24 protein-coding genes are annotated in these 23,055 nt (G+C 29.6%); 8 read left to right on the forward strand and 16 right to left on the reverse strand.

The features are described from left to right. Window positions 1-141 precede the first annotated feature (141 nt). The 3 genes from H5J23_RS02090 to H5J23_RS02100 all read left to right on the forward strand — a co-directional run bounded on the left by H5J23_RS02090 (window position 142) and on the right by H5J23_RS02100 (window position 1,955). Window positions 142-651 carry a hypothetical protein gene (locus H5J23_RS02090; protein WP_023052109.1) on the forward strand — a complete coding sequence of 170 codons (510 nt, stop codon included), beginning with the start codon at window positions 142-144 and terminating at the stop codon, window positions 649-651. Window positions 652-654: 3 nt separating this feature from the next. Next, window positions 655-1,407: an IclR family transcriptional regulator gene (locus tag H5J23_RS02095; RefSeq protein WP_185890805.1), complete on the forward strand. Its 753-nt coding sequence runs from the start codon at window positions 655-657 to the stop codon at window positions 1,405-1,407. Window positions 1,408-1,511: 104 nt separating this feature from the next. Further along, window positions 1,512-1,955 (forward strand): DNA starvation/stationary phase protection protein, encoded by a 444-nt coding sequence (locus H5J23_RS02100; RefSeq protein ID WP_023052111.1) that lies wholly within the window; start codon window positions 1,512-1,514, stop codon window positions 1,953-1,955. 53 nt (window positions 1,956-2,008) lie between these two features. On the opposite strand, the gene H5J23_RS02105 is transcribed toward H5J23_RS02100, so the two are convergent. The 3 genes from H5J23_RS02105 to H5J23_RS02115 form a co-directional block, all read right to left on the reverse strand. Further along, complete coding sequence (locus tag H5J23_RS02105; RefSeq protein WP_023052112.1) at window positions 2,009-2,347, reverse strand: PTS lactose/cellobiose transporter subunit IIA; 339 nt, start codon at window positions 2,345-2,347, stop codon at window positions 2,009-2,011. Window positions 2,348-2,373: 26 nt separating this feature from the next. Then, window positions 2,374-3,459, reverse strand: a complete 1,086-nt coding sequence (locus H5J23_RS02110) for a DUF871 domain-containing protein (RefSeq protein ID WP_185890806.1) — start codon at window positions 3,457-3,459, stop codon at window positions 2,374-2,376. Between the two features lie 163 nt (window positions 3,460-3,622). Beyond that, window positions 3,623-4,768, reverse strand: coding sequence for a replication initiation protein (locus tag H5J23_RS02115; RefSeq protein ID WP_185890808.1), 1,146 nt, complete (start codon window positions 4,766-4,768; stop codon window positions 3,623-3,625). Between the two features lie 318 nt (window positions 4,769-5,086). On the opposite strand from H5J23_RS02115, the gene H5J23_RS02120 reads away from it, so the two are divergent. The 3 genes from H5J23_RS02120 (at window position 5,087) to celB (ending at window position 7,988) form a co-directional block, all read left to right on the forward strand. Next, window positions 5,087-5,392, forward strand: a complete 306-nt coding sequence (locus H5J23_RS02120) for a PTS sugar transporter subunit IIB (RefSeq protein WP_023052115.1) — start codon at window positions 5,087-5,089, stop codon at window positions 5,390-5,392. Between the two features lie 58 nt (window positions 5,393-5,450). Then, window positions 5,451-6,545 carry a hypothetical protein gene (locus H5J23_RS02125; RefSeq protein WP_185890809.1) on the forward strand — a complete coding sequence of 365 codons (1,095 nt, stop codon included), beginning with the start codon at window positions 5,451-5,453 and terminating at the stop codon, window positions 6,543-6,545. Window positions 6,546-6,653: 108 nt separating this feature from the next. Continuing rightward, entirely contained in the window at window positions 6,654-7,988 is a 1,335-nt protein-coding gene (gene celB, locus H5J23_RS02130) for a PTS cellobiose transporter subunit IIC (RefSeq protein ID WP_185890811.1), read from the forward strand. Window positions 7,989-8,061: 73 nt separating this feature from the next. Here the strand turns inward: celB and ligA are convergent, their stop codons facing one another. Further along, a complete protein-coding gene (gene ligA / locus H5J23_RS02135) occupies window positions 8,062-10,110 on the reverse strand; it encodes an NAD-dependent DNA ligase LigA (protein WP_185890813.1) in 2,049 nt (682 codons plus the stop codon). A 114-nt stretch (window positions 10,111-10,224) separates the two neighbouring features. Here ligA and H5J23_RS02140 point away from each other — a divergent pair, with 114 nt between their 5' ends. Further along, entirely contained in the window at window positions 10,225-11,301 is a 1,077-nt protein-coding gene (locus tag H5J23_RS02140) for a glycerol dehydrogenase (RefSeq protein ID WP_185890814.1), read from the forward strand. Window positions 11,302-11,364: 63 nt separating this feature from the next. Here H5J23_RS02140 and H5J23_RS02145 read toward each other — a convergent pair whose 3' ends face one another. Then, window positions 11,365-12,468, reverse strand: a complete 1,104-nt coding sequence (locus tag H5J23_RS02145; RefSeq protein ID WP_185890816.1) for a hypothetical protein — start codon at window positions 12,466-12,468, stop codon at window positions 11,365-11,367. A 261-nt stretch (window positions 12,469-12,729) separates the two neighbouring features. Beyond that, the gene (locus tag H5J23_RS02150; protein ID WP_185890818.1) at window positions 12,730-13,911 is read right to left on the reverse strand and encodes an ROK family protein; all 1,182 of its coding nucleotides are present in this window, start codon (window positions 13,909-13,911) and stop codon (window positions 12,730-12,732) included. A 312-nt stretch (window positions 13,912-14,223) separates the two neighbouring features. Between H5J23_RS02150 and H5J23_RS02155 the strand changes: the two genes are divergently transcribed. After that, a complete protein-coding gene (locus H5J23_RS02155) occupies window positions 14,224-14,499 on the forward strand; it encodes a co-chaperone GroES (protein WP_185890819.1) in 276 nt (91 codons plus the stop codon). Window positions 14,500-14,533: 34 nt separating this feature from the next. On the opposite strand, the gene pcp is transcribed toward H5J23_RS02155, so the two are convergent. From pcp to H5J23_RS02205, 10 genes are read right to left on the reverse strand one after another with little or no spacing between them, the layout of a single operon-like run. Then, complete coding sequence (pcp, locus tag H5J23_RS02160) at window positions 14,534-15,175, reverse strand: pyroglutamyl-peptidase I (RefSeq protein ID WP_185890821.1); 642 nt, start codon at window positions 15,173-15,175, stop codon at window positions 14,534-14,536. An 18-nt stretch (window positions 15,176-15,193) separates the two neighbouring features. Next, complete coding sequence (locus tag H5J23_RS02165) at window positions 15,194-16,111, reverse strand: DUF979 domain-containing protein (RefSeq protein ID WP_023052124.1); 918 nt, start codon at window positions 16,109-16,111, stop codon at window positions 15,194-15,196. 12 nt (window positions 16,112-16,123) lie between these two features. After that, complete coding sequence (locus H5J23_RS02170; RefSeq protein ID WP_023052125.1) at window positions 16,124-16,786, reverse strand: DUF969 domain-containing protein; 663 nt, start codon at window positions 16,784-16,786, stop codon at window positions 16,124-16,126. Then, window positions 16,783-17,664: an Hsp33 family molecular chaperone HslO gene (gene hslO, locus H5J23_RS02175; RefSeq protein ID WP_040406370.1), complete on the reverse strand. Its 882-nt coding sequence runs from the start codon at window positions 17,662-17,664 to the stop codon at window positions 16,783-16,785. Before hslO ends, H5J23_RS02170 begins: the two co-directional genes overlap by 4 nt. An 11-nt stretch (window positions 17,665-17,675) precedes the next feature. Continuing rightward, on the reverse strand, window positions 17,676-18,173 hold the full coding sequence (locus H5J23_RS02180; protein WP_185890823.1) for a ComEA family DNA-binding protein: 498 nt from the start codon (window positions 18,171-18,173) through the stop codon (window positions 17,676-17,678). Between the two features lies 1 nt (window position 18,174). Further along, window positions 18,175-19,575: a coproporphyrinogen III oxidase gene (locus H5J23_RS02185; protein WP_185890825.1), complete on the reverse strand. Its 1,401-nt coding sequence runs from the start codon at window positions 19,573-19,575 to the stop codon at window positions 18,175-18,177. Window positions 19,576-19,591: 16 nt separating this feature from the next. Next, window positions 19,592-20,395: an undecaprenyl-diphosphate phosphatase gene (locus tag H5J23_RS02190; protein ID WP_185890827.1), complete on the reverse strand. Its 804-nt coding sequence runs from the start codon at window positions 20,393-20,395 to the stop codon at window positions 19,592-19,594. Between the two features lie 11 nt (window positions 20,396-20,406). Next, window positions 20,407-21,402: an ADP-glyceromanno-heptose 6-epimerase gene (rfaD, locus tag H5J23_RS02195; protein ID WP_023052130.1), complete on the reverse strand. Its 996-nt coding sequence runs from the start codon at window positions 21,400-21,402 to the stop codon at window positions 20,407-20,409. Next, window positions 21,399-22,256, reverse strand: a complete 858-nt coding sequence (locus H5J23_RS02200; protein WP_023052131.1) for a PHP domain-containing protein — start codon at window positions 22,254-22,256, stop codon at window positions 21,399-21,401. Before H5J23_RS02200 ends, rfaD begins: the two co-directional genes overlap by 4 nt. A gap of 56 nt (window positions 22,257-22,312) precedes the next feature. Beyond that, window positions 22,313-23,050: a hypothetical protein gene (locus H5J23_RS02205; RefSeq protein WP_023052132.1), complete on the reverse strand. Its 738-nt coding sequence runs from the start codon at window positions 23,048-23,050 to the stop codon at window positions 22,313-22,315. Window positions 23,051-23,055: the final 5 nt, after the last annotated feature.

Below are 23,055 nucleotides of genomic sequence, written 5' to 3' on the forward strand. Positions count from 1 at the left end.
CATAAGTGGATTATATCAGTATAGTTATTTTTTTTCTGTAACATATGTTACAGACTCAACTTTTTTTCTAGTAGATTTTTTATATTTAAGGTATAATCAGTTTATACTAATGAAAATATTCTTTTTATAGGAGGAGATTTTATGAAAAAATATCTATTTGTTTTTGGTTTTTTACTTTTTTTAATGGGATGTAGCAACACAGAAGAATATGTTGTCTCTGATTTTTTTGTAGCAGGAGATTTTACTTATAAAGGTGGATTTGAAAATGCTGGTTCGAAAACTACTAGTAAAACAGTTCGAAAAAATGGCTTAAGATTTATTATTGAGGAAACTACTGATACAGCTACAAGAGTTGAAAGAGTATACCTAGTTAATAGAGATTCAATCTCTCTAATCTATGTTGGTGAGGATACTCATGTAAATATAGATGATCTAAATTTAACTAAAGGTGAAGTTGTTTTAAAGGCACCATTTACAGTTGGAAAAACTTGGAAATCTGGCGAAAATATATATGAAATAGTTGAATTTATAGATGCTGAATCTGGACCTGAAGTTACTGTAGAAAAAAGATATCCTAGTGGAACAACAGAAAGAACTACTTATCAAAAAGGATTTGGAAAAGTACAAAAAACTACAACAATGGTGAATTAGAATATGAAAAAATTAGTTCCAGCTATGGAAAAAATTGATAAAATTTTCAACTATCTTTATTTAAAAGAGAAAGCTTCTCAAGCTGAAATCTCTAAAGATTTAAATATACCTAAAGCTACTACAAATAGATTAATCTATACTTTAGTCACAATGGGATATATCTATCAAAATGGAAAAGATTATACTTTAGGAAATAAGTTTGATTACTTTTCAAATAAAAATAAAAATTATAACTTAATAAAAAATGTTTCATATCCATATTTAGAAGAACTATCTTTAAAATTTAAGGAAACATTTAAAGTTAGTGTTTTTGATAAAAACAAAATTAGAGTCATTGCTTCTGTTGAAAGTAATGATTATTATAAAATTACAGTTCCAGAAAATGCAATCTTTCCTCTACATGCAGGTGCAGCAAGTAAAATTTTAATCTGTCAACTAACAGAAAAAAAATTGAACTCTTTACTTCCTGAAACTTTGCCAAAATATACTGAAAATACAATAACTAGTAGAGATATTCTAAAAAAAGAACTTTTTAAAGTTAATATAAAAAAAATTGCATTTGACAACATGGAGCATTCAAATACAATTAGTGCCGTAGCCATTCCTATTTATGATAAAAATAATAAAATTATAGCTGCTTTAAGTTGTCCTTTTTTTAGCAACAATACTAATGAATCTCATATAAATGAAATCATAATCGCTATGAAAGATATCTCTGAAAAGATAAGTACAACTCTTATTAATATGTCTTTTTAATTTTTTTTTATTTTCTTAAAAGGAAATTTATAAAATCCTCGAATAATGAAAGTGAAGTCAGAAAATAAAAACTAAAGGTTTTTTAAACAAGAGGAGGATTTTTTATGGAAAATAAAGATCTAGTATTTCAAATGAACAAATTTGTAGGAGACTTACATGTATTTAAAACTAAAGTACATAACTTCCACTGGAATTTAACTGGAGAGCACTTCTTCGTTATACATCCTATGCTTGATGGTATAATGGGTGAAATTGATGCACAAATCGATTCTGTTGCTGAGAGAATTTTAATGATCGGACACAGACCTTTTGGATCTTTAGAAATCTATTTAAAACATACTGTTTTAGCTGAAGCTGAAACTAAAGCATATCCAGCTAAAGAAGCTGTTAAATTAATGTTAGAAGATTTCAAACTTCTTTTAGCTGAAGCTAACATTATTATGGGAATCGCTGAAAAAGAGGATGATCAAGAAACTCTTACTCTAGTTACTGATATAGCTGCTTTATATCAAAAACATATCTGGATGTTTGGTGCTTGGTTAGCATAAGTATAAAATTAAAACCCCTTGAAATTTCAAGGGGTTTTTTGTTTCACTTTTTATTACTTACTTTCTAAAGCAAATAATCTTTTGTTTAATTTAATCATTTTCTTAATTAACTCTCTCTCTGATAAAGCTGTCATTAAGTGATCTTGAGCGTGAACGAAAACTATTGATAAAGGTATTTTTTGTCCTCCCGCTTCTTTTTGAATCATATCTGTTTGTACGTGGTGAGCTTTTAAAACTGCTGCGTCACACTCTTTCATACACTCTTCAGCTTCTTCAAATTTCCCCTCTTCAGCAAATGCTAGTGCTTGATGTGCACATCCTTTAGCTTCTCCTGCATATGCTACTATTGAAAATATTATCTCTTCTAATTCCTCTTCTGTAAAATCTACCATTTTATATCCTCCTAAACCGATTTTTATTACTTTTTTATTTTAATCTTGAATTTTTGCCAAGGTTTAATACTATCTAATAATCCCATGTAGTTTGGATCTATTTTCCCAACTACACTTGTTTTTCCTGAATTTTTCATATCTTTTCTTGCAATATGTAACTCTCCAGCATATTGACCATAAAGTGATGATTCGATTAATACATCTCCTTTTTTAATATCAACTGGGTTAAATAACTCAAAATGAGTTCCTTTATATTTTACTCTTGACTGTGTCGATCTAACAACATACTCTCCTACATCCCCTCTTTGGTAATGTAGTTCTTTTTCAATTATATCTTTTTCAACTGACCCTACACCATCATAAACTTCACACTCAAGCTCTAGCATCTCTTTATTTACATCTGCTAGTCTCTTAAGTTCCTCTTCTGTTGGAAAACAGTTTGATATAATTACAACATCTATTCCTTCATTAAATAACTCTCTACCTTGAACTTCAATTGGTAAATCTCTATGCTCTTCTAATGTACAAAGTCCATCATTTACTGGCCATGGTCCAAAAGTTCCTGTTTGTGATGTTACAAATGCTGCTGTTGTTAAAGCAAAACCTTTAAATCTCTTATTACAACTTCTAAAATGCTCTCTTGAAAGCCCTGTATATCTATGTGGATAGAAATTATGACATCCAACTAATTTCTCTTTATTTGGCATAAAATCCATTATTGTATTTACATAGTTTGTATCCTGACTCATATTTATCTCAACTAATAATCCGTGCTCATTAAATGTCATTATACTCTCTTCGTTTCCAGAAAAACCTAAATCCAGTCTTACTCCACAAGCCCCAATCTCTTTAAAGAAAGAAAGATCTTCGTAACTTATATTTAATTTACTAAATATAGATGGAGCCACATCTACCATAACTTCCATTCCAAAGCTATTTGCGTGCTCTATTGTATCTTTAAACTCTTTTAGTATAACCTCTTTATCCCCATCAACTGATAATAAGCAAGTGAAAACTCTTTTATATCCATATTTTGCTGCTAACTCAATATATTTTTTATTTTCTTCCAATGTAGCATGAAATGGATATATAGATATTCCTAATTGTTTCATTCTCTACTCCCTCCTGAAAACCTTTATTTTACTTAGGTTTTACTAGATTTTTTTACATAAGTCAAGAGTTAAAACTTCAAGAAAAATATACTCTTTTTTTTCGTCTAATATCTACAACAATTTCAACTACTTTTCACTTTTTTTCACATATTAACGGGTAAATTTATTTTTTTTCTCCAGTAGCGTCTTCTACTGTTTTATAAATCTCTATAGTGCTCTCTCTACCTTTATCTAAGTAAAGAATATTTATTTTATGTCTCTCATCTTTATACTCTAAAGTTTCTCCAACTTTCATATTTCTTAAAGCTTTTAAAAAATTATAGTTATAGTAAAACTTACATTTTAAAAGTTCTTTATAAAGTCTTGATTCAAAGATAAATCTATTTGAAAATATATCCACTGTTTTACTAACTAAAATATATTTCTCTTGATGATCCATATTTTGATTTTCCTTTAAAGCTAAACATATAGCTTCATCTAGAGAACCAGAGATACCTTTGTCTAAGTGATAAAGATTATTTCTAACAAATTCTACACCTTCTTTTAATAGTGCTTCCTCTATTACTTTACTTACTGTTGATATAGAATCTACTCTATCTCTAAGTGGAAGTAAAAGTCTATCAATCTCTTCAGCTAATATTAGAGATAATTTATGACTAAACACAAACTCTATCTCCATTATTTTACTTGTAAAACCATCACTATTTTTTATTTTTTTATAATCTATATTATATTTTGTCAATTGGTTTATATCTTCTAAGGCTGGTTTCAAAATTGTTTTTTCGAAATCATAAAATCTTTCATAGTTTTCTTGTCCTACTCCTAAAAGTTCCTTTAATTGATCTCTACTTATTAAGAATCCACCTTGATTTCTATTTTTTATCATAGCCAAATACAGTTGAAAACTTTTTTTATCTTTAAATAAAAGAATTAAAAGTAAATCTATATCATCAAAAATTCCACTCTCTTTTAGTGATTTTAATGATCTTGATATATAAAGTCTATATTCCTCTCTATTTCTCATATAAAAATCAAATATTGGAAATGACGAGAAAAATATCTCTTCATCTTTTTCAATTAACTTCAAATGAATCCTTCTTTTAGAAAATTTATCTAAAAAATCTTCTATTAACCCTCTATCTTTTACAATTGATTTTAACTCTTTCTCTGTAAAAACTATATATTTTTCATTTTTTCCTTTGTATCTTTCTCTGATTACCTCTAAAAAATCTCTTTCTTTTTTGTTTAACTTCTTATCTGTATCTATAAAAATATCATTTTTAGAAAAATCAAAAGCCATTTTTCTCATACTTCCACCACCTTTTTTGTTTAATTATTAATTTTTTTTAAATTTTTTTGTTTTTTTTTAACACTTTCCCATCAAAATTAGACGATTTTTTTTATTTTTTTTTTCGTTCCTATTAAAGAATACAATATTTCTCTCTTATTTTCAAGTTTTTTTTTATTATACATATTGTTATTTGACGAAAAAAGTCTGATTTTTGTGAAATTTGACTTTTTTTAAAACATATTTTATAATTCTAGTGTCAGGTGAAAGGTTCACTCAATACAAATTAAAAATTTTAAATTAAAAATTCAAATATGTAAATTAAAAGGAGAAATAATTATGAAAAAAATATTATTACTTTGTTCTGCAGGAATGTCAACAAGTATGGTTGTTAAAAAAATGGAAGCTGCTGCTGCTGCTGAAAATATAGAAGTTAAAATTGATGCTGTAGGTTTAGAGCAATTCCATGAGTTATTACCTAAATATGATGTATTCCTTTTAGGTCCACAAGTTAGATTTAAGAAAGCGGAATTAGCTGCTATCGCTGCTGAAGCTGGAAAACCTTTAGATGTAATTGATACTATGGCATACGGAACTTTAAATGGTAAGAAAATTTTAGACTTTGCTTTAAGCTTAGCTAAATAATTAAATATAAAAATAAAATAATAATAACACTTTTATTTAAAAAACGGGAGGGTAACAAATGAAAAAATCACTTTATTTATTAGCTGCTTTATCATTATTAGGTACAAACGTTTTTGCTAAAGAGGTTGTAGCTGGACCTACAACTACTACTGAAACAGTTGCACCTGTTGCTGGGGAAATTAGAGAAGAGAATGTAAATGACGAGACTCAAGTTATGTCTATGGTTGAAGTTCCAGAGGATAAATGGACTTTTGCTGGTAGAATGTACTTAGAGACAGAGGATTTTGATAATGGTTCATCTTTAAGATGGCAAGGACCTGGAGAAAACATTGGTGACGATGAGGATGGAACTTTCTGGGGAACTGGAGTATCTGCTTCAAAAGGAAAGTTAACTTTAGATTTAAATGTTGAAAAGAGATTTGGTGGAGATTTAGGATTCAACAGACCTGATGCTGAGTGGGAAGCTACAAGAGTAGATTGGAAAGTTAGATATCAATTATTTGCTAACCAAGGATTCCATTTAAAATATAGAAATGAAGAGAGAACTAGAGATTATTCTAGAAACGCTTATCAATCTAACTGGACTAGAGATAGATATGAGTTAGGAACTGACTTCAATCACTTCAATGGTTTATTAGCTGGATGGTTAGTTGCTGGATATGATAAAGATAAGTCAAGTAATGAAGATGGTACTTCTTCTAGAGATAACGGATGGTACTGGGAAGGAGATTTTGGACCTTCATTTAAGCTAACTGAAAAGTTATCATTAAACCCTACTATCTATACAACTGGAGAGATGTACGACTCTTATGAAATGGTTGAAACTCAATTAAGAGTTATGATGCCATATCAAGCTACTGAAAAATTAACTATCATGCCTAGAATCAGATTCACTTTAGAGAGAACTCAAGATGGTAAAGTTAATGGTGACTATGTTAGAGATTATGAGAATAAAGCTGGATCAAGAGTTAGATATGAATTAATGGCTAACTATGTAATCAATGAGCAATTCTCAACTTTCTTAGGAGTTGCATATGATGATAATACTAGAGATTACAAAAATTCAGATGTTTTCAAATCACCTAGTGGAGATGGTAAAAAAGATCTTGATATGTGGTGGACATATATTGGTTTAAACTACAAGTTTAACTAATATCAACTATATAAAAGTATTATAAAAATTATGGGGAGGGGAAGTTTTTTCCTCCACCCCTTTCTATAAAATTTGATATAATAAAACTAAAAAACGGAGGAAAAATTTATGAGTAACTTTATGAATCTTATTGAAGAAAAACTTATGCCTGTTGCTGCCAAAGTTGGACAAAACAGATATTTAAATGCAATCAAAGACGGTTTCGTTTATACAATGCCGTTCTTAATTATTGGTTCATTTATCCTTTTAATGGTAAACCTACCATTTACTGATCCTAATAACGTACTTTACATGGAGTGGTACGCTAATTTAATGGGGGCTTTTAAAGGAGATTTAGTACAACCTTTCTATGTAAGTATGGGAATTATGTCTTTATTCGTTTCTTATGGAATTGGAATGTCTTTATCTAATAGTTATGGTCTTAATGGTACAACTGGTGGATTCTTATCAATGTATGCATTTTTACTAGTTTCAGCGAAACTAGATTGGTTACCTGTTGGTCAAGCTGAGGGAGCTGGAGCTTTATTCCTTATCCCTGATGGTGGATGGATGCCAATTATGGACGCTAGATACCTTGATGCTAAAGGACTATTTACAGCTATCCTAGGAGCAATAATAGCTATTGAAATATTCAGATTATTAGTACAAAAGAAGTTCGTTATTAAACTTCCTGATTCTGTACCGCCTGCAATTGCTAAATCATTTGAGTTATTAATCCCAATCGTATTTGTTACAATCATCTTCCATGCAATGAATATATTTGCAATGAAGAGCTTAAACATCATGGTTCCTGAGATTATCTTAAAAGCTTTTGCACCATTATTAAATATGTCTGATTCACTAATTTCTGTAATCTTTATTATCATAATCACTCACCTTTTATGGTTTGCTGGATTACACGGAACAAACATTGTTATAGCTATTATTAACTCTATAACACTATCTAACCTTGCTGCTAACCAAGCTGCTCTTCAAGCTGGTGAAGCTTTACCTAAGATATTTGCAGGAGGATTCCTTGATGCTTATGTTTATATCGGAGGAGCTGGAGCTACTTTAGGACTTGCACTTGCTATGTCTGTAAGTAAAAATGCACATATTAAATCAATTGGAAAACTTTCAGTTATTCCAGCAGTATTCAATATCAATGAACCAATAATGTTTGGAGCACCTATTGTAATGAACCCACTACTATTCATTCCATTCGTTGGAATCCCAGTATTAAATGCTTGTATAGCATGGTTTGCTACAAAGTTTGACTTAGTAGGAAAGATTATAACTCTTGTTCCTTGGACAACTCCAGGACCAATCGGAGCGTTACTTGCTACTAACTTCAGTATTACTGCATTTATCCTAAGTTGTGGATTAGTTGCTGTTTCATTCTTCCTATATATTCCTTTCTTAAGAGTATATGAGAAGTCTTTAAACGAAACTGAAGCTGCTTAATAAATAATCTTTAAATAAAGTGCTAATATAATATATAAAAAGCTCCCTAGGATTATTCCTAGGGAGCTTTTTATTATTTCGTTAATTCTATAAACTCATCCTCTGTTAAAATATCTATTGTTCCAATCTCTTTTGCCTTTGTTAACTTACTTCCAGCATCCTCTCCAACAATTAAATAATTAAGCTTTTTACTTACCGATGATAGATTTGTTCCACCTAAAGATTCTATTAAATCCTTTATTTCCTCTCTTTTAAATCTCTGTAATTTTCCTGTAAAAAGGAATGTTTTTCCTGAAAACTTACCATTTTCAACTATCTTCTCTTCAACCTCTTCATCTGATTTTCCAAAGTTTACTCCATAATCTTTTAGTTTTTTAACTATTGTCATTGACTTTTCATCCCTAAAGAAGTTATAAACTGATTCAGCAACTTTATCACCAACACCATCTATTTCTAAAAGTTCTTCTTTAGACATTTGAGATAATCTGTCTATGTTTTTACTTTTTTTTGCTAAAACATTTCCTAAGAATTTTCCAACAAAAGGTATTCCCAAAGCATACAATGTTTTAGAGTATGGTCTCTCTTTACTTTTTTCTATTGAAGTTAAAAGTTTTTCTACACTTTTTTCTCCCATCTTATCTAATTGCATAAGTTCTTCTTTATGTTCACCCAAATTATATATATCAGTAATATCTTTTATATAATTAAGCTCTAGCATTCTTTCTACAATTTTACTTCCAAATCCACTTATATTCATTCCATCACGAGATACAAAATATTCTATCCCTCCTCGAATAATTGCTGGGCAGTTAGGATTTACACATTTTAAATCAACTAATCCATCCTCTTTTTCTAAAAGTGATCCACACACTGGGCAGTTTGTTGGAGAAATAACTTCTTTTTCCTCTCCTGATCTAACCTCTTTTATAGAACTTACAACTTGAGGAATAATCTCTGCTGCTTTTTCTATAAATACTCTATCTCCAATTCTAATATCTTTTCTTAGAATTTCATCCATATTGTGTAAACTAGCTCTTTTAACTTTACTTCCAGATAGTTCAACCTCTTCCAATTCTGCTACAGGAGTAACTTTTCCAGTTCTTCCAACTTGCCAAGTTATATCTAAGAGTTTAGTTGTAACTTGTTTTGCTGGAAATTTATAAGCTATTGCCCATCTTGGACTTTTTGTTGTATATCCCACTTCATCCCAAAGATCAATATTATCCAATTTTATTACTAATCCATCTGTTTCAAAGTCTAATTTTTCTCTTTCAATCTCCCAATAAGCTATTCTTTTTTCCATAACAACTAAATCATCTATTACTTCAGCTACTCCAGTTGTTTTTATTCCTACTTTATCTAAATAGTCTAAACTCTCTCTATGCGTTTTAAAACCATATTTTAAAGGTTCTACTACATAGTAAAAGTAAGCATCTAATCCTCTTTCTTTAACTATTTCTGAATCTAACTGTCTTAAAGTACCACTAGCTGCATTTCTTGGATTGGCAAATATCTCTTCACCATTTTTTAATCTTTCCTCATTTAATTTTTCAAATTGGCTTAAAGGAAGCACAATCTCTCCTCTAACCTCTAAATCAACATCCTCTTTTAAATAATTAGGAATTGTATTAATAGCTAAAATATTTTCTGTAACATCCTCTCCCTCTATTCCATCTCCTCTTGTTACTGCTCTTACAAGTTGACCTTTTTCATAAGTTATACTTATACTAGCTCCATCTAACTTTAATTCAAGAACATACTCTAATTTTTCATGCTTATACTCAAGATTTTTTTCTATTCTCTCTGTAAAAGCAACTACATCCTCAATATTATATGAGTTACTTAAGCTCAACATAGGCTTTTTATGAATAACTTTTTTAAACTTTGATTCTTTTAAATCAATTGCTCCTACATGTTTTGTTGGAGATACTTCTTCTTTGAACTCTGGATAATCTTTTTCTAATTTTTCTAACTCTTTTAAAAGTTTATCAAATTCAAAATCTGAGATTATAGATTCATTTTTAGTATAATAATAATAATTATATCGCTCTATCTCTTTTCTTAATTCATCTATTCTTTTTTTCGGTTCACTCTCTTTAACTAAATCAAAAAGTTTTAGCATAGTCCACCATCCTTTTTTATTAAATTATACCACTTTTCTATTTACAAATTAAGAGTTTAGTGGTAATAAATAGATATCAAAGTTCTTTTTTATTAAAGGTTATGGAGGTATTAAATGGAAAACATCATTTTATCACCAAGTAAGTATATTCAGGGAGCTAACTCTTTAAGCAATCTTGCTAAATATGCTAAAAAAAACGCTTTTATTATTGCTGATAACTTTGTTATGAGTATAACTGAAGATATTATAAGAGAAAGTTTTAAAAAAGAAAATTTAACTGCTACTTTTGAACTTTTTAATGGAGAGTGCTCAAAAAATGAGGTTAATAGATTAAAAGAGATTTTAAAAGAAAAAAAATCTGAAATTGTAATTGGAGTTGGTGGCGGTAAAACTTTAGATACAGCTAAAGCCCTTGCCTACTACTCAAATCTTCCTGTTATAATAGTTCCTACTATTGCATCAACAGATGCTCCTTGTAGTGCTTTATCAGTTCTTTATACAGATGAAGGTGTTTTTGATGAATATCTTATTTTACCAAGTAATCCAAATATAGTTTTAATAGATACAGAGATTATTGCTAAAGCTCCTGCTAGACTTTTAGCTAGTGGAATGGGTGATGCCTTAGCTACATATTTTGAAGCTAGAGCTTGTGAACAATCAGGAGCTTTAAATATGGGTGGTGGACTTCCTACTAAAGCTGCTATGGCTCTTGCTAAGCTATGTTTTGACACACTTATCGCAGATGGAGAAAAAGCTATGTTTGCTGCACAAAAATGTGTTTGTACAAAAGCAGTTGAAAATATAATTGAAGCTAATACATATTTGAGTGGTATTGGTTTTGAAAGTGGTGGACTTGCTGCTGCTCATGCTATTCATAATGGATTAACAGCTCTTGAAGAGTGTCATGATTTATATCATGGAGAGAAAGTGGCTTTCGGAACTTTAGTTCAATTGTTCCTTGAAAATGCACCAATGGAAGAGATTGATGAAGTTTTATTCTTCTGTAAAAATATTGGACTACCAACATCTCTAGAAGATTTAGGAGTTAACTCTATTGAAAGAGAAAAACTTTTAGAAGTAGCTAAGCTTGCTTGTGCACCAGGAGAAACAATTCATAATATGCCTTTTAAAGTTACTCCTGAAAAAGTTTTAGCTGCTATTTTAGCTGCTGATAATTATGGTGGATATTAAAAAAATTTTATTATAAAAAAGAAAACCCTTGGATTAATCCAAGGGTTTTTAATTGCATATCTATTAGAATGTAGCTTTCATTCCTACGTATGCAAGTGGTTGCCATCTCCAGTGAGAAGCAGCATCCTGAGCTGTTATATCCCAGTTTCTGTACTCTGCTCCAACTCCAGCGTTTACTGCAAAGTTTTCAGTTACTTTATACTCTGCATCTAATGTTAATAGTGTGTATAAGCTATAAGTTGTTTTAGCTGATTTAGAAACTTTTCCTGTAGTTTCATTTTTAGTATATTTATCATATTGTCCAAACTTATATGGATCATATCCACCTTCAAAGTTGAAATCAATTGCATAATTATCTGTTGAATATAATGCAACAGTTCTGTATAAGTAGATTTCCCACTCTGCTACGAAATCTTTGTCTTTGTTATCTGTTAAATCAGCATTTGTATGGAAGTCTTGTCCATAGAAGTTTTGATTTAAATAGATTGTACCATCCCAAGTAAATCCTAATGGTAAGTTACCTGCATACTCGATATCCATACCGATAGTATTCATGTAGTTAGATCCACCATCTTCTGGGAATGAATGGTAAACTTTTGGAGCAAGTAATAACTTACTTAATAATGCTCCTTCATTTTTATATACTGTAAATCTTGCTTGGTATTCTAAGTTTTGAGAATCATCCTCTTCATCTCTATATTGAACTCTTGAAGTAAACCAATCATTGTGTTGATAGTAAGCTCTTAATCTTGTCTCTGTCCCGCTTTTAGAGTTTTTGCTTCTATCTCCATTGCTTTCTAAATTATTATAATCTCTAATTCTTCCCTCTAATTTGAAGTTTTCAGTTGCTTGAACACCAAAAGTTGTTTCAAGTCTAGAGTATTTATTAGCTCCTCTATTCCATGTATCTTGGTTATCATCTGCAGCATTTGTAGCTGTATTCCATCTTATGTCATCTCCATGACCTTCTGTTTCACCATAAGCTCTATATTGTACTCCTACATATCCTGTTGGTTTAAATACAGGTGCTACAACCTCTTCAACTACAGGCTCAGCTACAACTATAATCTCTTTCGATACTTCAACTGGAGCTACAACAACCTCTTTAGCTTGAACTGCAGTTCCTACAACAAGTAAAGATCCTAAAAAAAGTGCTAATTTTTTCATAAAATCCCCTCCGATTTTTAATTGTGTTATTTTGAGAAATAATTTTTTATAGTAAAAAAATATTTCTTTTCCACTGTATTCTTTATACAATATTTTTTTAAATTTGTAAATATAATTTTTCTAAGTAAATTATTTTTTTGTTTACTTTTTAGCTATAACCCCTTATTTTTAAAAGAATAGTTCACTTTTATATTTTTATTTTTATTTTACTATATGAAATTTATCCATTAAAAAAAGAGATAGATTTCTATCTCTTAAAATTTACTCTTCTAAATTATCTTGAAAGTGATAATTATAAAAAATATAATTTATCGGTAAAAATGAAGCTACTAACTCTTCTCTAAAGACATGTTTATCTAAAACTATAAGTTTTTCATGAACTTCTCCTAGTTGAAACTCTTGTAAATACATCTTTAGATAACTTAAAAAAAGTGAACTTTTAAATACTCTTCCAGAAAGTAAAAAAGTATCTAAAGGTAATAAATTATTATGATTAATCATAAGAATTGCAATATATCTTGCTACTTTTCTCAGTGCTTTACACTCTGTTATCTCTCCACTTTCTGCTCTTTTTATAAATTCTTCAAAACTCATATTTTTATACATCTCTACTATACGAGTTGAATAATTATTTTCCTTCAAAATTTCTTCAAATATATTTTTAGGAGAAACCATGGTATCAAAACACCCTTTTTTCTTACAAATTTCACAATATACATCTGAGTTAGGTTCTACTATAAAATGTCTAGTTCCCATTGATCTATAGTGAGAAATAGCTGGATTTACAAGCTTATTATCTATTATAATAGCACTTCCTCTTTTTTCTCCATATTTTACTAAGAAAAAATCTTTATATTCTGGAGCTAAAAAAGCTTCATATAAAGCTTCTGCTCTAATTTCAGTCTCTACAAATACATATCCTGAAAATTTATCCATAATAGATTTTTTTAATGTTAAAAATCTATCCTCTTTAAATAAATCTAGTGATTTTTTTACAATAAACTCATTAGTTACTACAACACCAACACCTAATATTTTCTCAGGTAAAACTTTATTTTCTTTTGCAAGTTTTTCAATAAATTCAAGTAAAGCTTTTAAATATTCATCAAAATCACCATTATAGTTATTTTTAAATTTCAACTCTCCTAAAATATCATTTTTTAAATTTGTTAATATAACTTTTGTTAAGTTCTCTTCTATTAGTACACCCATAGAGTAGAATCTTTCATAATTTATAACTAATAGATTTTTTTTTCTATTATTTTCATCTATATATTTTTTTTCAACAAGTATATTATCCCCAAGTAATTTTTTAGAAATTTTTGTTAAAGCAGCTGGTGAAACCATTATATTTTCAGCAATCTCTAACTTATTAGACCCACCACATTGATTAATAAATTTTAATAAATTTGTAATGTTTTTATTTTGACTTTTAAAATCCATCCCCGACTCCTTTATTTTTTTATTGACAAACCCTTTTTTTTAATGTATATTTTACCTTGTAAAACACACGTCGTTTTTTAGAGATATTTTTTTTACCAAATTAAATAAAAATAGTATATCTTTATTTAATTATATCATAAATCAATAATAAGGTGCTAAACTTATTATATAAATAGCCAGCAACCCTCCAGTTGATTGGTTAGAAACCCGTTTTAAGAAGAGATGTTCCCGTCATCTCTTCTTTTATTTTTATTGCTTTTTTATTTTTTTTTGTTACAATTTTATTATCTTAAAATATTTTAGGAGGTAAAAATGAAAATTAAACCCATTGGTAAAAGAGTTCTTGTTAAAACTATAAATTTAGAAGAAAAAACCTCTACTGGAATTATATTAATCCAAAATAACGATGAAAAAAATTATAGAATTGGAGAAATAATCTCTTTAAGTTCTGATTCTGAAGTAAACTCTTTATTTAGTATTAATGATAAAGTTATTTTTTCTAAAAAATCTGGAGTTAAAATTAATGATTCTTCTAAAGAACAAATTTTATTAAATTTAGAAGAGATTTTCGGTATTATTGAGGAGTAAAAGAAAAGCCCATCTTTATGACGGGCTTTTTCTATTAAAACTCTTTACCACCTGAAACTTTAACATCTACTTCATATTTATTTAATGCTTGAACTGCACACTCTAAAGCTTTTGTTATAGTTGCAACTTCCATATAAGGCATATTTTTCTTATCAACAACTTGCTCTGTTATATAAGGAACATGGATAAATCCACCTTTTATATCTAAGTTATTCTTTGAAATATAATAAAGTAATGAGTACATTATATGATTACATACATATGTTCCAGCCGTGTTTGAAACTGAAGCTGGTATTTTTGCTGATTTAATCTCTTCAACAATACCTTTAATAGGAAGTGTTGCAAAATAAGCATTTTCTCCATCTTCATAAACTGGAGTATCTATTGGTTGATATCCTTCATTATCTGGAATTCTTCCATCGTCCATATTAATAGCTACTCTTTCAACTGACATATCATATCTTCCTCCAGCTTGTCCAATACATATAACAACATCTGGTTTGTGCTCATCTATTCCTGCAAATAGTTTCTCAGCTGATTTTTTAAAAACTGTTGGTATCTGTAATTTTATTACTTCTATACCATCTACATTGTCTTTCATCGCTTTTACTGCTTCCCATGCTGGATTTATACTTTCTCCTCCAAATGGGTCAAAACCTGTAATTAAAACTTTCATTACACTACCTCCTAAAAATTAAAATGCTAAGAAATACATTAATACAACATGTATTGCAAGAAGAGGTACTGCTACACCTACTTGCTTTAATATTACACCATTTTTGTTTTTCATCTCTAATATAGATGCTGGAACTATATTAAAGTTAGCTCCCATTGGTGTTAATAACGTTCCACAGAATCCTGCTGTTAATCCAAGAGCTCCAACTACTGCTGGATTACCACCTTGAGCTATAACAAATGGATATCCTATACCTGCTGTTATAACTGCAAAAGCTGCAAATCCATTTCCCATAATCATCGTGAATATAGCCATTGCTAAGCAATAAACAGTTACTCCAGCTAAAATATTTCCTTCTGGAACTACACTTCCCATTATTCCGGCAATTACAGTTCCAACTCCAGCTTTAGCAAATACAGAACCTAAAGATCCTAAAAGTTGTGGTAAAATAACTGTTGGACCCATTTGTTGTAAAATTCTACTTGAATCATAAGGAATTTTATCAAACTTTTCTTTTGTTACTATCATAGTAACAACTAGTGCAACTATTGCCCCAATTCCTAGTCCTATTAATCCACCTAATTTTGTAAATTGAGCTATTGAAAATGCTACAACTCCTATTAATCCAGCTGGAACAAATAACATATTTCCAATTTTATGAGCTTGTTTCTCTCTAAACTCCTCTGTACTTGTTGTAAATGAAGCAAGTGAAACAGATTTTGTAGCACTTAAAACTCCCATTACTAAAAGTAATCCTCCTACTATTGATGGATTTACATGAGGTCCACCTATAAATAAGAATCCAAATATAATCCAAAATGCTGCTGATCCTATTCTCTTAGGATTCTTCTTATCTAAAAATGAATATACACCGCTTATCAATAAAATAATTCCGCAAAGTATATACATAAATTCTAATAACATCTTTACATCCATTAATTTTGCCTCCTACTTTGCTCTTAACTTTTTAATTTTTCTATCTAAACGATAGTATTGGAAATATGCTAATACTAAAGTTATTAATGCCACTGGTATAGAAGCTTTAGCTACATCATATGCTTCTACCTTTACACCTAACTCTTGTAAAGTTCCAACAATTAAAAGAACTCCAGAAGATGCTACGAAAACATTTTGTCCAAAGAAGTTAGCGTAGTTTTCTGAAGCATTAGTTATTCCTTTTAAATCTTCATCTAACTCTTCTGATACTACTCCATCCTTCTCAATAGCACCTTTTGCCATAGGATAAATTAATGGTCTAATAAACTGAACATGTCCACCCAATCTCATAGATAAAACTGCTGCTAACATTCTTACAGTTACATATATTGATAAAACTTTTCCAGCTGTTGCACCTTTCAACTTTGATATACAAATTGATGCTCTTTCTCTCAAACCATTTCTTTCTAGTATTCCAACTACAGAAAGCGTTAATAATAAAAGTGTCATATATCTAGTTTGAACAAAAGCTGTTCCTAAAATATTTAAAACCTCAACAAAGTCAATTCCTGCAACAAGTCCTGTTGCTATTCCAGCTATTAAAACAACAGCTATAGTATCTAATTTGATTATAAATCCAATTAGAATAATTAATACCCCTATTAATTTAATCACAGTATCTCACCTAAATCCTCTCTTTTAAACGAGTATCTTTTTCCACAGAAATGACACTCAGCTTCTACCTCTCCTCTTTCAGCTAATATCTCTTCTAACTGCTCTTTTCCTAAAGTTATAATTCCTTTATAGAATTTCTCTTTATCACAATTACAATTATATTTTATCTCTTTTGAGTCTAAAATTTCATATGGCTCTACTAATTTTTCATGAGTTTCATCATTCATATCTTCATATAAAAGGTGTAAAATTCTTTCAATATCCATTCCACCTTTAAATAGTTCTGTTACGCTTCTAATAGCTCCTATTTTCTTCTCTAACTCTACTATAAAACCTTCTTCTGCATCTGGTAAAAGCTGAATCATGTATCCACCAGCTGATCTAACTGTTGTTTCATTTTCTAAATCTACACCTAAAGCAATTACTGTAGGCGTTTGTTCTGAAGTTACATAATAATATGCAATATCATATGCAATCTCTCCACTTTCTATTGTTGATACTCCAACATAAGGATCCTTTAATCCTAAATCTTTAATAACATTTAAAGTTCCTCTTCCTACTAAAGCTTGTACATCTGGTTGTCCATTTTCTTTTGCTGGGAGATCTGCTTCTGGATTTGAAACATAACCTTTTACACCATCCTTATCAACTGTTACTACCATACTTGATAAAGGTCCATCTGTCATTGTTCTAAGTGTTAGTATATCATTTCCTTTTAAGGTTGCTCCCATCATTACTCCTGCTGAAAGAAGTCTTCCAAAAGCTGATATAGCAGTTGGACTACACTTATGAATATCTAAAGCTTCCTGTACAATATCTTTTGTATCTACAAGAACAAATCTTGCATTTTTACTTACACCTCTAATTAATCTACTCATTTTTTTCACCTCTAATAATCAATATAATCTTTTAAATCTTCATATTTTTTACTGGAAATAATTTTTTTTAATTCTAAATTATTCCTAATAATACTATTTTCATGGTATTTTCTAATACTTTGTATCTCTTTTTTACTAAATCCATAATATATTAAAGTTTTATCATCTGCCTTATTGATATTAAATCTATTTAGTTTAATATTTTGTGGCTCTTTAAACTTTACTTTTAGCTTTTCATAAGTCTTTTTTCCAATTCCAGATATTCTAGTCATTTCGTTTAATTTTTTATATCCACCAGTTATATCTCTATACTCTATTATCTTATCAACATAACTTTGAGATATTCCATTTTTTAACATATCACTTTTGCTTGCTTTATTAATATCTAAAAGTAAATTTTGAGCATCTAGTGTATTTTTACTCTCAATAACTTTAAACTCACTTTCTATTATTCCATAAGAGAAAGTTGATATTAATAAAATTAAAATTGAAAAAATTAACTTTTTCATACTATATCTCCTTAGAAAAAAGTTCTATTTTCTTATTGTGTCTCATCCTCATCTCTGCAATATATAATGCTGGATCTTTAGGATTAACTAATCTTTCTATTTGATCAATATATTCTGTTTCTTTATGAATGGCTTTACTTATAGCTCCACCACCAAGACCCATAGTTTGTTGATTTTCTTCTATCATCTCTATATTAAATCTAGATTCAGCTCCAGGAATAGAGTATCCTACATTTTCTCCCCAATCTAAACTATTTTTTTGACGATACATATAGTAAGGTTCCATTCCTTTTCTTTTTACAAGTTCACCTATTGCATTTTCAACTAACATTCTTTCAACTTCAGACTCCTCAAAATCTTCATGATATAGAGGTGAACCTTTCTTTTTAGCTAGAGCGTGAACTGTTAAGTTTTCTATGTCATATTTCTCAAGCTCATTTAAAGTACTCAATATATCTTCAACACTTTCACCAGGTAACCCTAATATTAAATCCATATTCAAGATAAATCCAATCTCTTTTATATCTCTATAGACTTCATCAAAATGTTGTCTATTAAAAGTTCTATTTAAATCTTTTAAAGTTTGCTCTTTAAATGTTTGAGGATTTAAACTTACTCTATCTACTCCGTATTCTTTAAGAATTTCTAATTTTCTTTTTGTTATAGCATCCTCTCTTCCAGCTTCAAAAGTAAACTCTTTTAAGTTTGAAAGATCTATATTTTTATGAACTGCTTTTAAAACTTTTTCAGTATCCTCTTCTGTTAAAATACTTGGTGTTCCACCACCTATATACAATGATTCATATTTATAACCTTTATCTTTTGAAAGTTCTCCTACAAGCTCAATCTCTTCTAAAAGTGTTTCTACAAATTTTGGATAAAAACGCCCTAAACTGCTATTTATTTCGTAAGATGCAAAAGAGCAGTATCTACATTTTGATGGACAAAAAGGAATTCCTATATACATATTCATTGCATCTTTATTTAATAATCTTTCCTCTGTTTCAATTACTCTCATTAAAAGATCTATTTTATCAAAATTAGCAAGGTACATATTATTTAAAAGATTCTTAACTCTTTCTTTTGAAAATCCCATTTGCATAAGTCTTCTAGTCATTTTAGTAGGTCTTACACCAATTAAACTTCCCCATGGATAATTTTTATTAAGAGCTTTTAATAAACCACCTTTTAACATTATTAAATTTTGATCTTCAATTATATGCTCTAAATTCTCCTCTTCCATTATAGCTTCTTTTCCATCTATTTCAGCTTTTACAATTATCTTATTCCCTTTATAACTTACTTCACCTTTTATATCTTTACCTACTTCTTTAGGTAACATAATTCTTACAAACTCCTCTAAACTTTTTTCACTTAAAGGAAAGTTAGTAACTATTGACACTTAAATACACCACTTCCTATTTCATTAATAATAAAACTAAAATTCCAATTATGATTCTATATACTCCAAAAGCCACAAAAGTTCTCTTTTTTATATATCCCATAAACCAATTAATAACAACATATGCTACAACAAAAGAAACTACAGATCCTACTATTAAAAGCTGCCATTCTAACGTTGTAAAATTAAGTCCATTTTTTAGGAGCTTCAGTAGAGTTGCCCCTGCCATTGTTGGAATAGCTAAGAAAAATGAATACTCTGCTGCTGCTGCTCTAGACACACCTAAAAGTAAAGATCCTACTATTGTTGCTCCTGAACGCGATGTTCCTGGAATCATAGCTAAACATTGGAAAAATCCAATTGTAAAAGCCAATCTATATGACATCTGCTTTATTGAAGTTACTTTACCCTTTAAGTTTTTTCTTTCAACTAAAATAAAAATAATACCATAAAGTATAAGCATACTTGCAACTACTGTTGTGTTATCCATAAAGAATTCAGATATATAATCATCTGCTAATAACCCAATAACTCCTGCAGGTAAAACCCCTACAATTATCTTTGTCCACAAAGAAAACTTCTCTTTAAACTCCTCTTTTGTTTTTACAAAAGGAGTTAAATCTTTCCAAAAGTAAGCTACAACTGATAAAATAGCTCCAAACTGAATGATTACTAAAAAGTTATCCATAAAACTTTTAGACACAAGAGGAGAGTTTATAAATCTCTCCACTAATATCATATGACCCGTACTACTTACAGGAACAAACTCTGTCATCCCTTCTACAATTCCCAGTATAATAACTAGTAAAAATGGATTCATTTCATCTCCTCCTATAGGTAGCTATCCTCTTTTTTAAGATATTTTACATAGTCAGCTACTCCGTCCTCTAAAGAACAGAACTCTTTAGTATAACCTGCTTCTCTTAATTTTCTCATAGAAGCTTGTGTAAAGTATTGATATCTTCCTCTTAAATCCTCTGGCATTGGAACAAACTCTATTACTTCTTCTGTTTTTAATTCAAAGTTTTCACTAGCATTTTTCATAGTTTCCATTGATAAGTCATGGAAGCTTCTTGCTTCTCCTGTTCCTATATTATAAACCCCTGATGGAACTTCATTAAACATACAGAAATATAACATATCAACAACATCTTTAATATAGATAAAGTCTCTTAATTGCTCTCCATCTCTGTATCCCTCTTTATGAGATTTAAATAGTTTTACTCCACCATTTTCGTTAAATTGGTTAAATGTGTGGAATACCATTGAAGCCATTCTTCCTTTATGATACTCTTGTGGTCCATAAACATTAAAGAATTTAGCTCCTATCCATTGTTTTGGAGCTTTTTCCTGCTTAAATGCCCAATCATCAAAGAATTTTTTAGAATATCCATATTTGTTTAATGGCATTAATTTTTTTAATTCTTCTGGAGTCCCCTCATCACTATATCCTTGCTCTCCTCCTCCATAAGTTGCTGCTGAAGAGGCATATACATACACAATATTTCTATCAGCACAGAAATCCCATAATTTTTTTGAATACTCATAGTTATTCTTCATTAAAAGATCTCCATCTTTCTCAGTTGTTGCTGATATAGCTCCCATGTGTAAAACTGCTGTTACTTTACTTGCATTTTCTTCATTTTCAAGCCATGCAAAAAGCTCATCTCTATCACACCAGTCAGCATAATCTCTCTTTCTTAAATTTAACCATTTTTCCTCAGTTCTTAATTTATCAACAGCTAATATATCATTTATTCCCATCTCATTTAATTTCCAAATATAAGCACTTCCTATAAATCCAGCTGCTCCTGTTACTATAATCATTTTACTTCCTCCTTGCTTTCTCTTTCTAATAAATCTTTTATATCCTCTTCAGTAATAGAAGCATGAGCAATATCTACTCCCACTCTATTTCCACCATGAAAATCTGATCCTCCAACTTTCAACAAACCTTTTTCTGTGGCCAACTTTCTATAATATTTAATCTCTTTAGGTGTATATGAACTATACTCTACCTCTAATCCATCTAATCCAGCCTCTAAAAGAATATCTATTATCTTTTCTGTTCTTTCTCTTGAATCACAAATTAAACTAGGATGAGCTAGAGCTGAGATTCCCTTGCATTCCTTTATAAGTTTTATAATCTCAATAGGATCTGAGCTACCTTTCTCTACATAAGCTACACCATTTCTTCCTAAGTACTGCTTGAAAGCTTCACCTTTTGAATAAACAAATCCTTTGTTCATCATAACATTACATATATGAGCTCTGCTCACGATAGTTCCTGTAGCTTCTTTTTCTATCTCTTCCATTGTTATTTTAAGGCCTAAATTATTTAGTTTTTTAATAATTTTTTCATTTCTTTCTTTTCTGGCTTTTTTTAGTTCTATTAGTTTTGACGCTAATTTTTCTGATTTGTCGTTTAAAAAATATCCTAAAATATGAATTTCATATCCTTGATAAGAGCATGAAAACTCTATTCCAGGTATAAATTTTAAATCTAGTTCATGGGCTATCTCTTTCCCCTCAGAAATACCTTCCATTGTATCATGGTCTGTTATTGCTATTCCTTTTAAACCAATATATTTAGCTCTTTTTAAAAGCTCTTCCACAGTAAATGTTCCATCTGAATATGTTGTATGAGTATGTAAATCATACCTTTCACTTAAATCCTTCATAAGACTCCTCCCTTAAGTAAAAATGGCACCTTTATCTCTAAAGGCGCCACAGTTTTTTAGTCATCCCACTTTTCTAATTTTGAAAAATACTCTGAATAAGCAAGGTATAAAGCCTTTGCATTTATATTATTCTTCTCTAACTTTGTCTTCTCTTTTTTCTTGTAAATATCATTTACTTGTACAACTCTAGGAGATACTTCTACAAAATACCATGATTTTGAATCAAAGAATTCTCCTCTTTTTATAAATTTATTTAGAAGTTTTCTAAATCTTTTGATCTCTTTTTCTGATAAGTCGCTCTTTTTAGAGAATTCAACTATTTCAGCCCATTCCTCTTTTGTAGCAACTTCATTAGCTATATGATTAGATGGGTTTGCCATTCTAACATATGATTGAGTTACCATATATTTAGCTAATCCTGCAGGGTCTTTAAAGTTTTCATCTTTTAAATAGTATTCTCTTGGAAGTTTTTTTACAGTTTTTTCTAATATAGAGTTAAATTGCTCTTGATCTGCTTCTGTTATCTCTCCCTTTGTCTTTAAAGAATCTAAAAACTTTACTTGTTTTTGATCTAGTTTTTGATTTCTTGCTAAATAACTTATTGGTTGATCTGCTCCATACCAATCTTCTAATTCAGATTCTCCTATTATTACTGTACTGAATGTTTCTTCCCAGTTTTTCATAGCCACTGTATCAACCTTATACTTTTCTTGTAAATTAACATTGTTTTTATTTAGTGAGCTACATGCTGTTAATGCAGCTAACATTGCAACTAGAACTATAGTTTTTTTCATTTTTC

Source organism: Cetobacterium sp. 2G large (assembly GCF_014250655.1).
Classification (GTDB): domain Bacteria; phylum Fusobacteriota; class Fusobacteriia; order Fusobacteriales; family Fusobacteriaceae; genus Cetobacterium_A; species Cetobacterium_A somerae.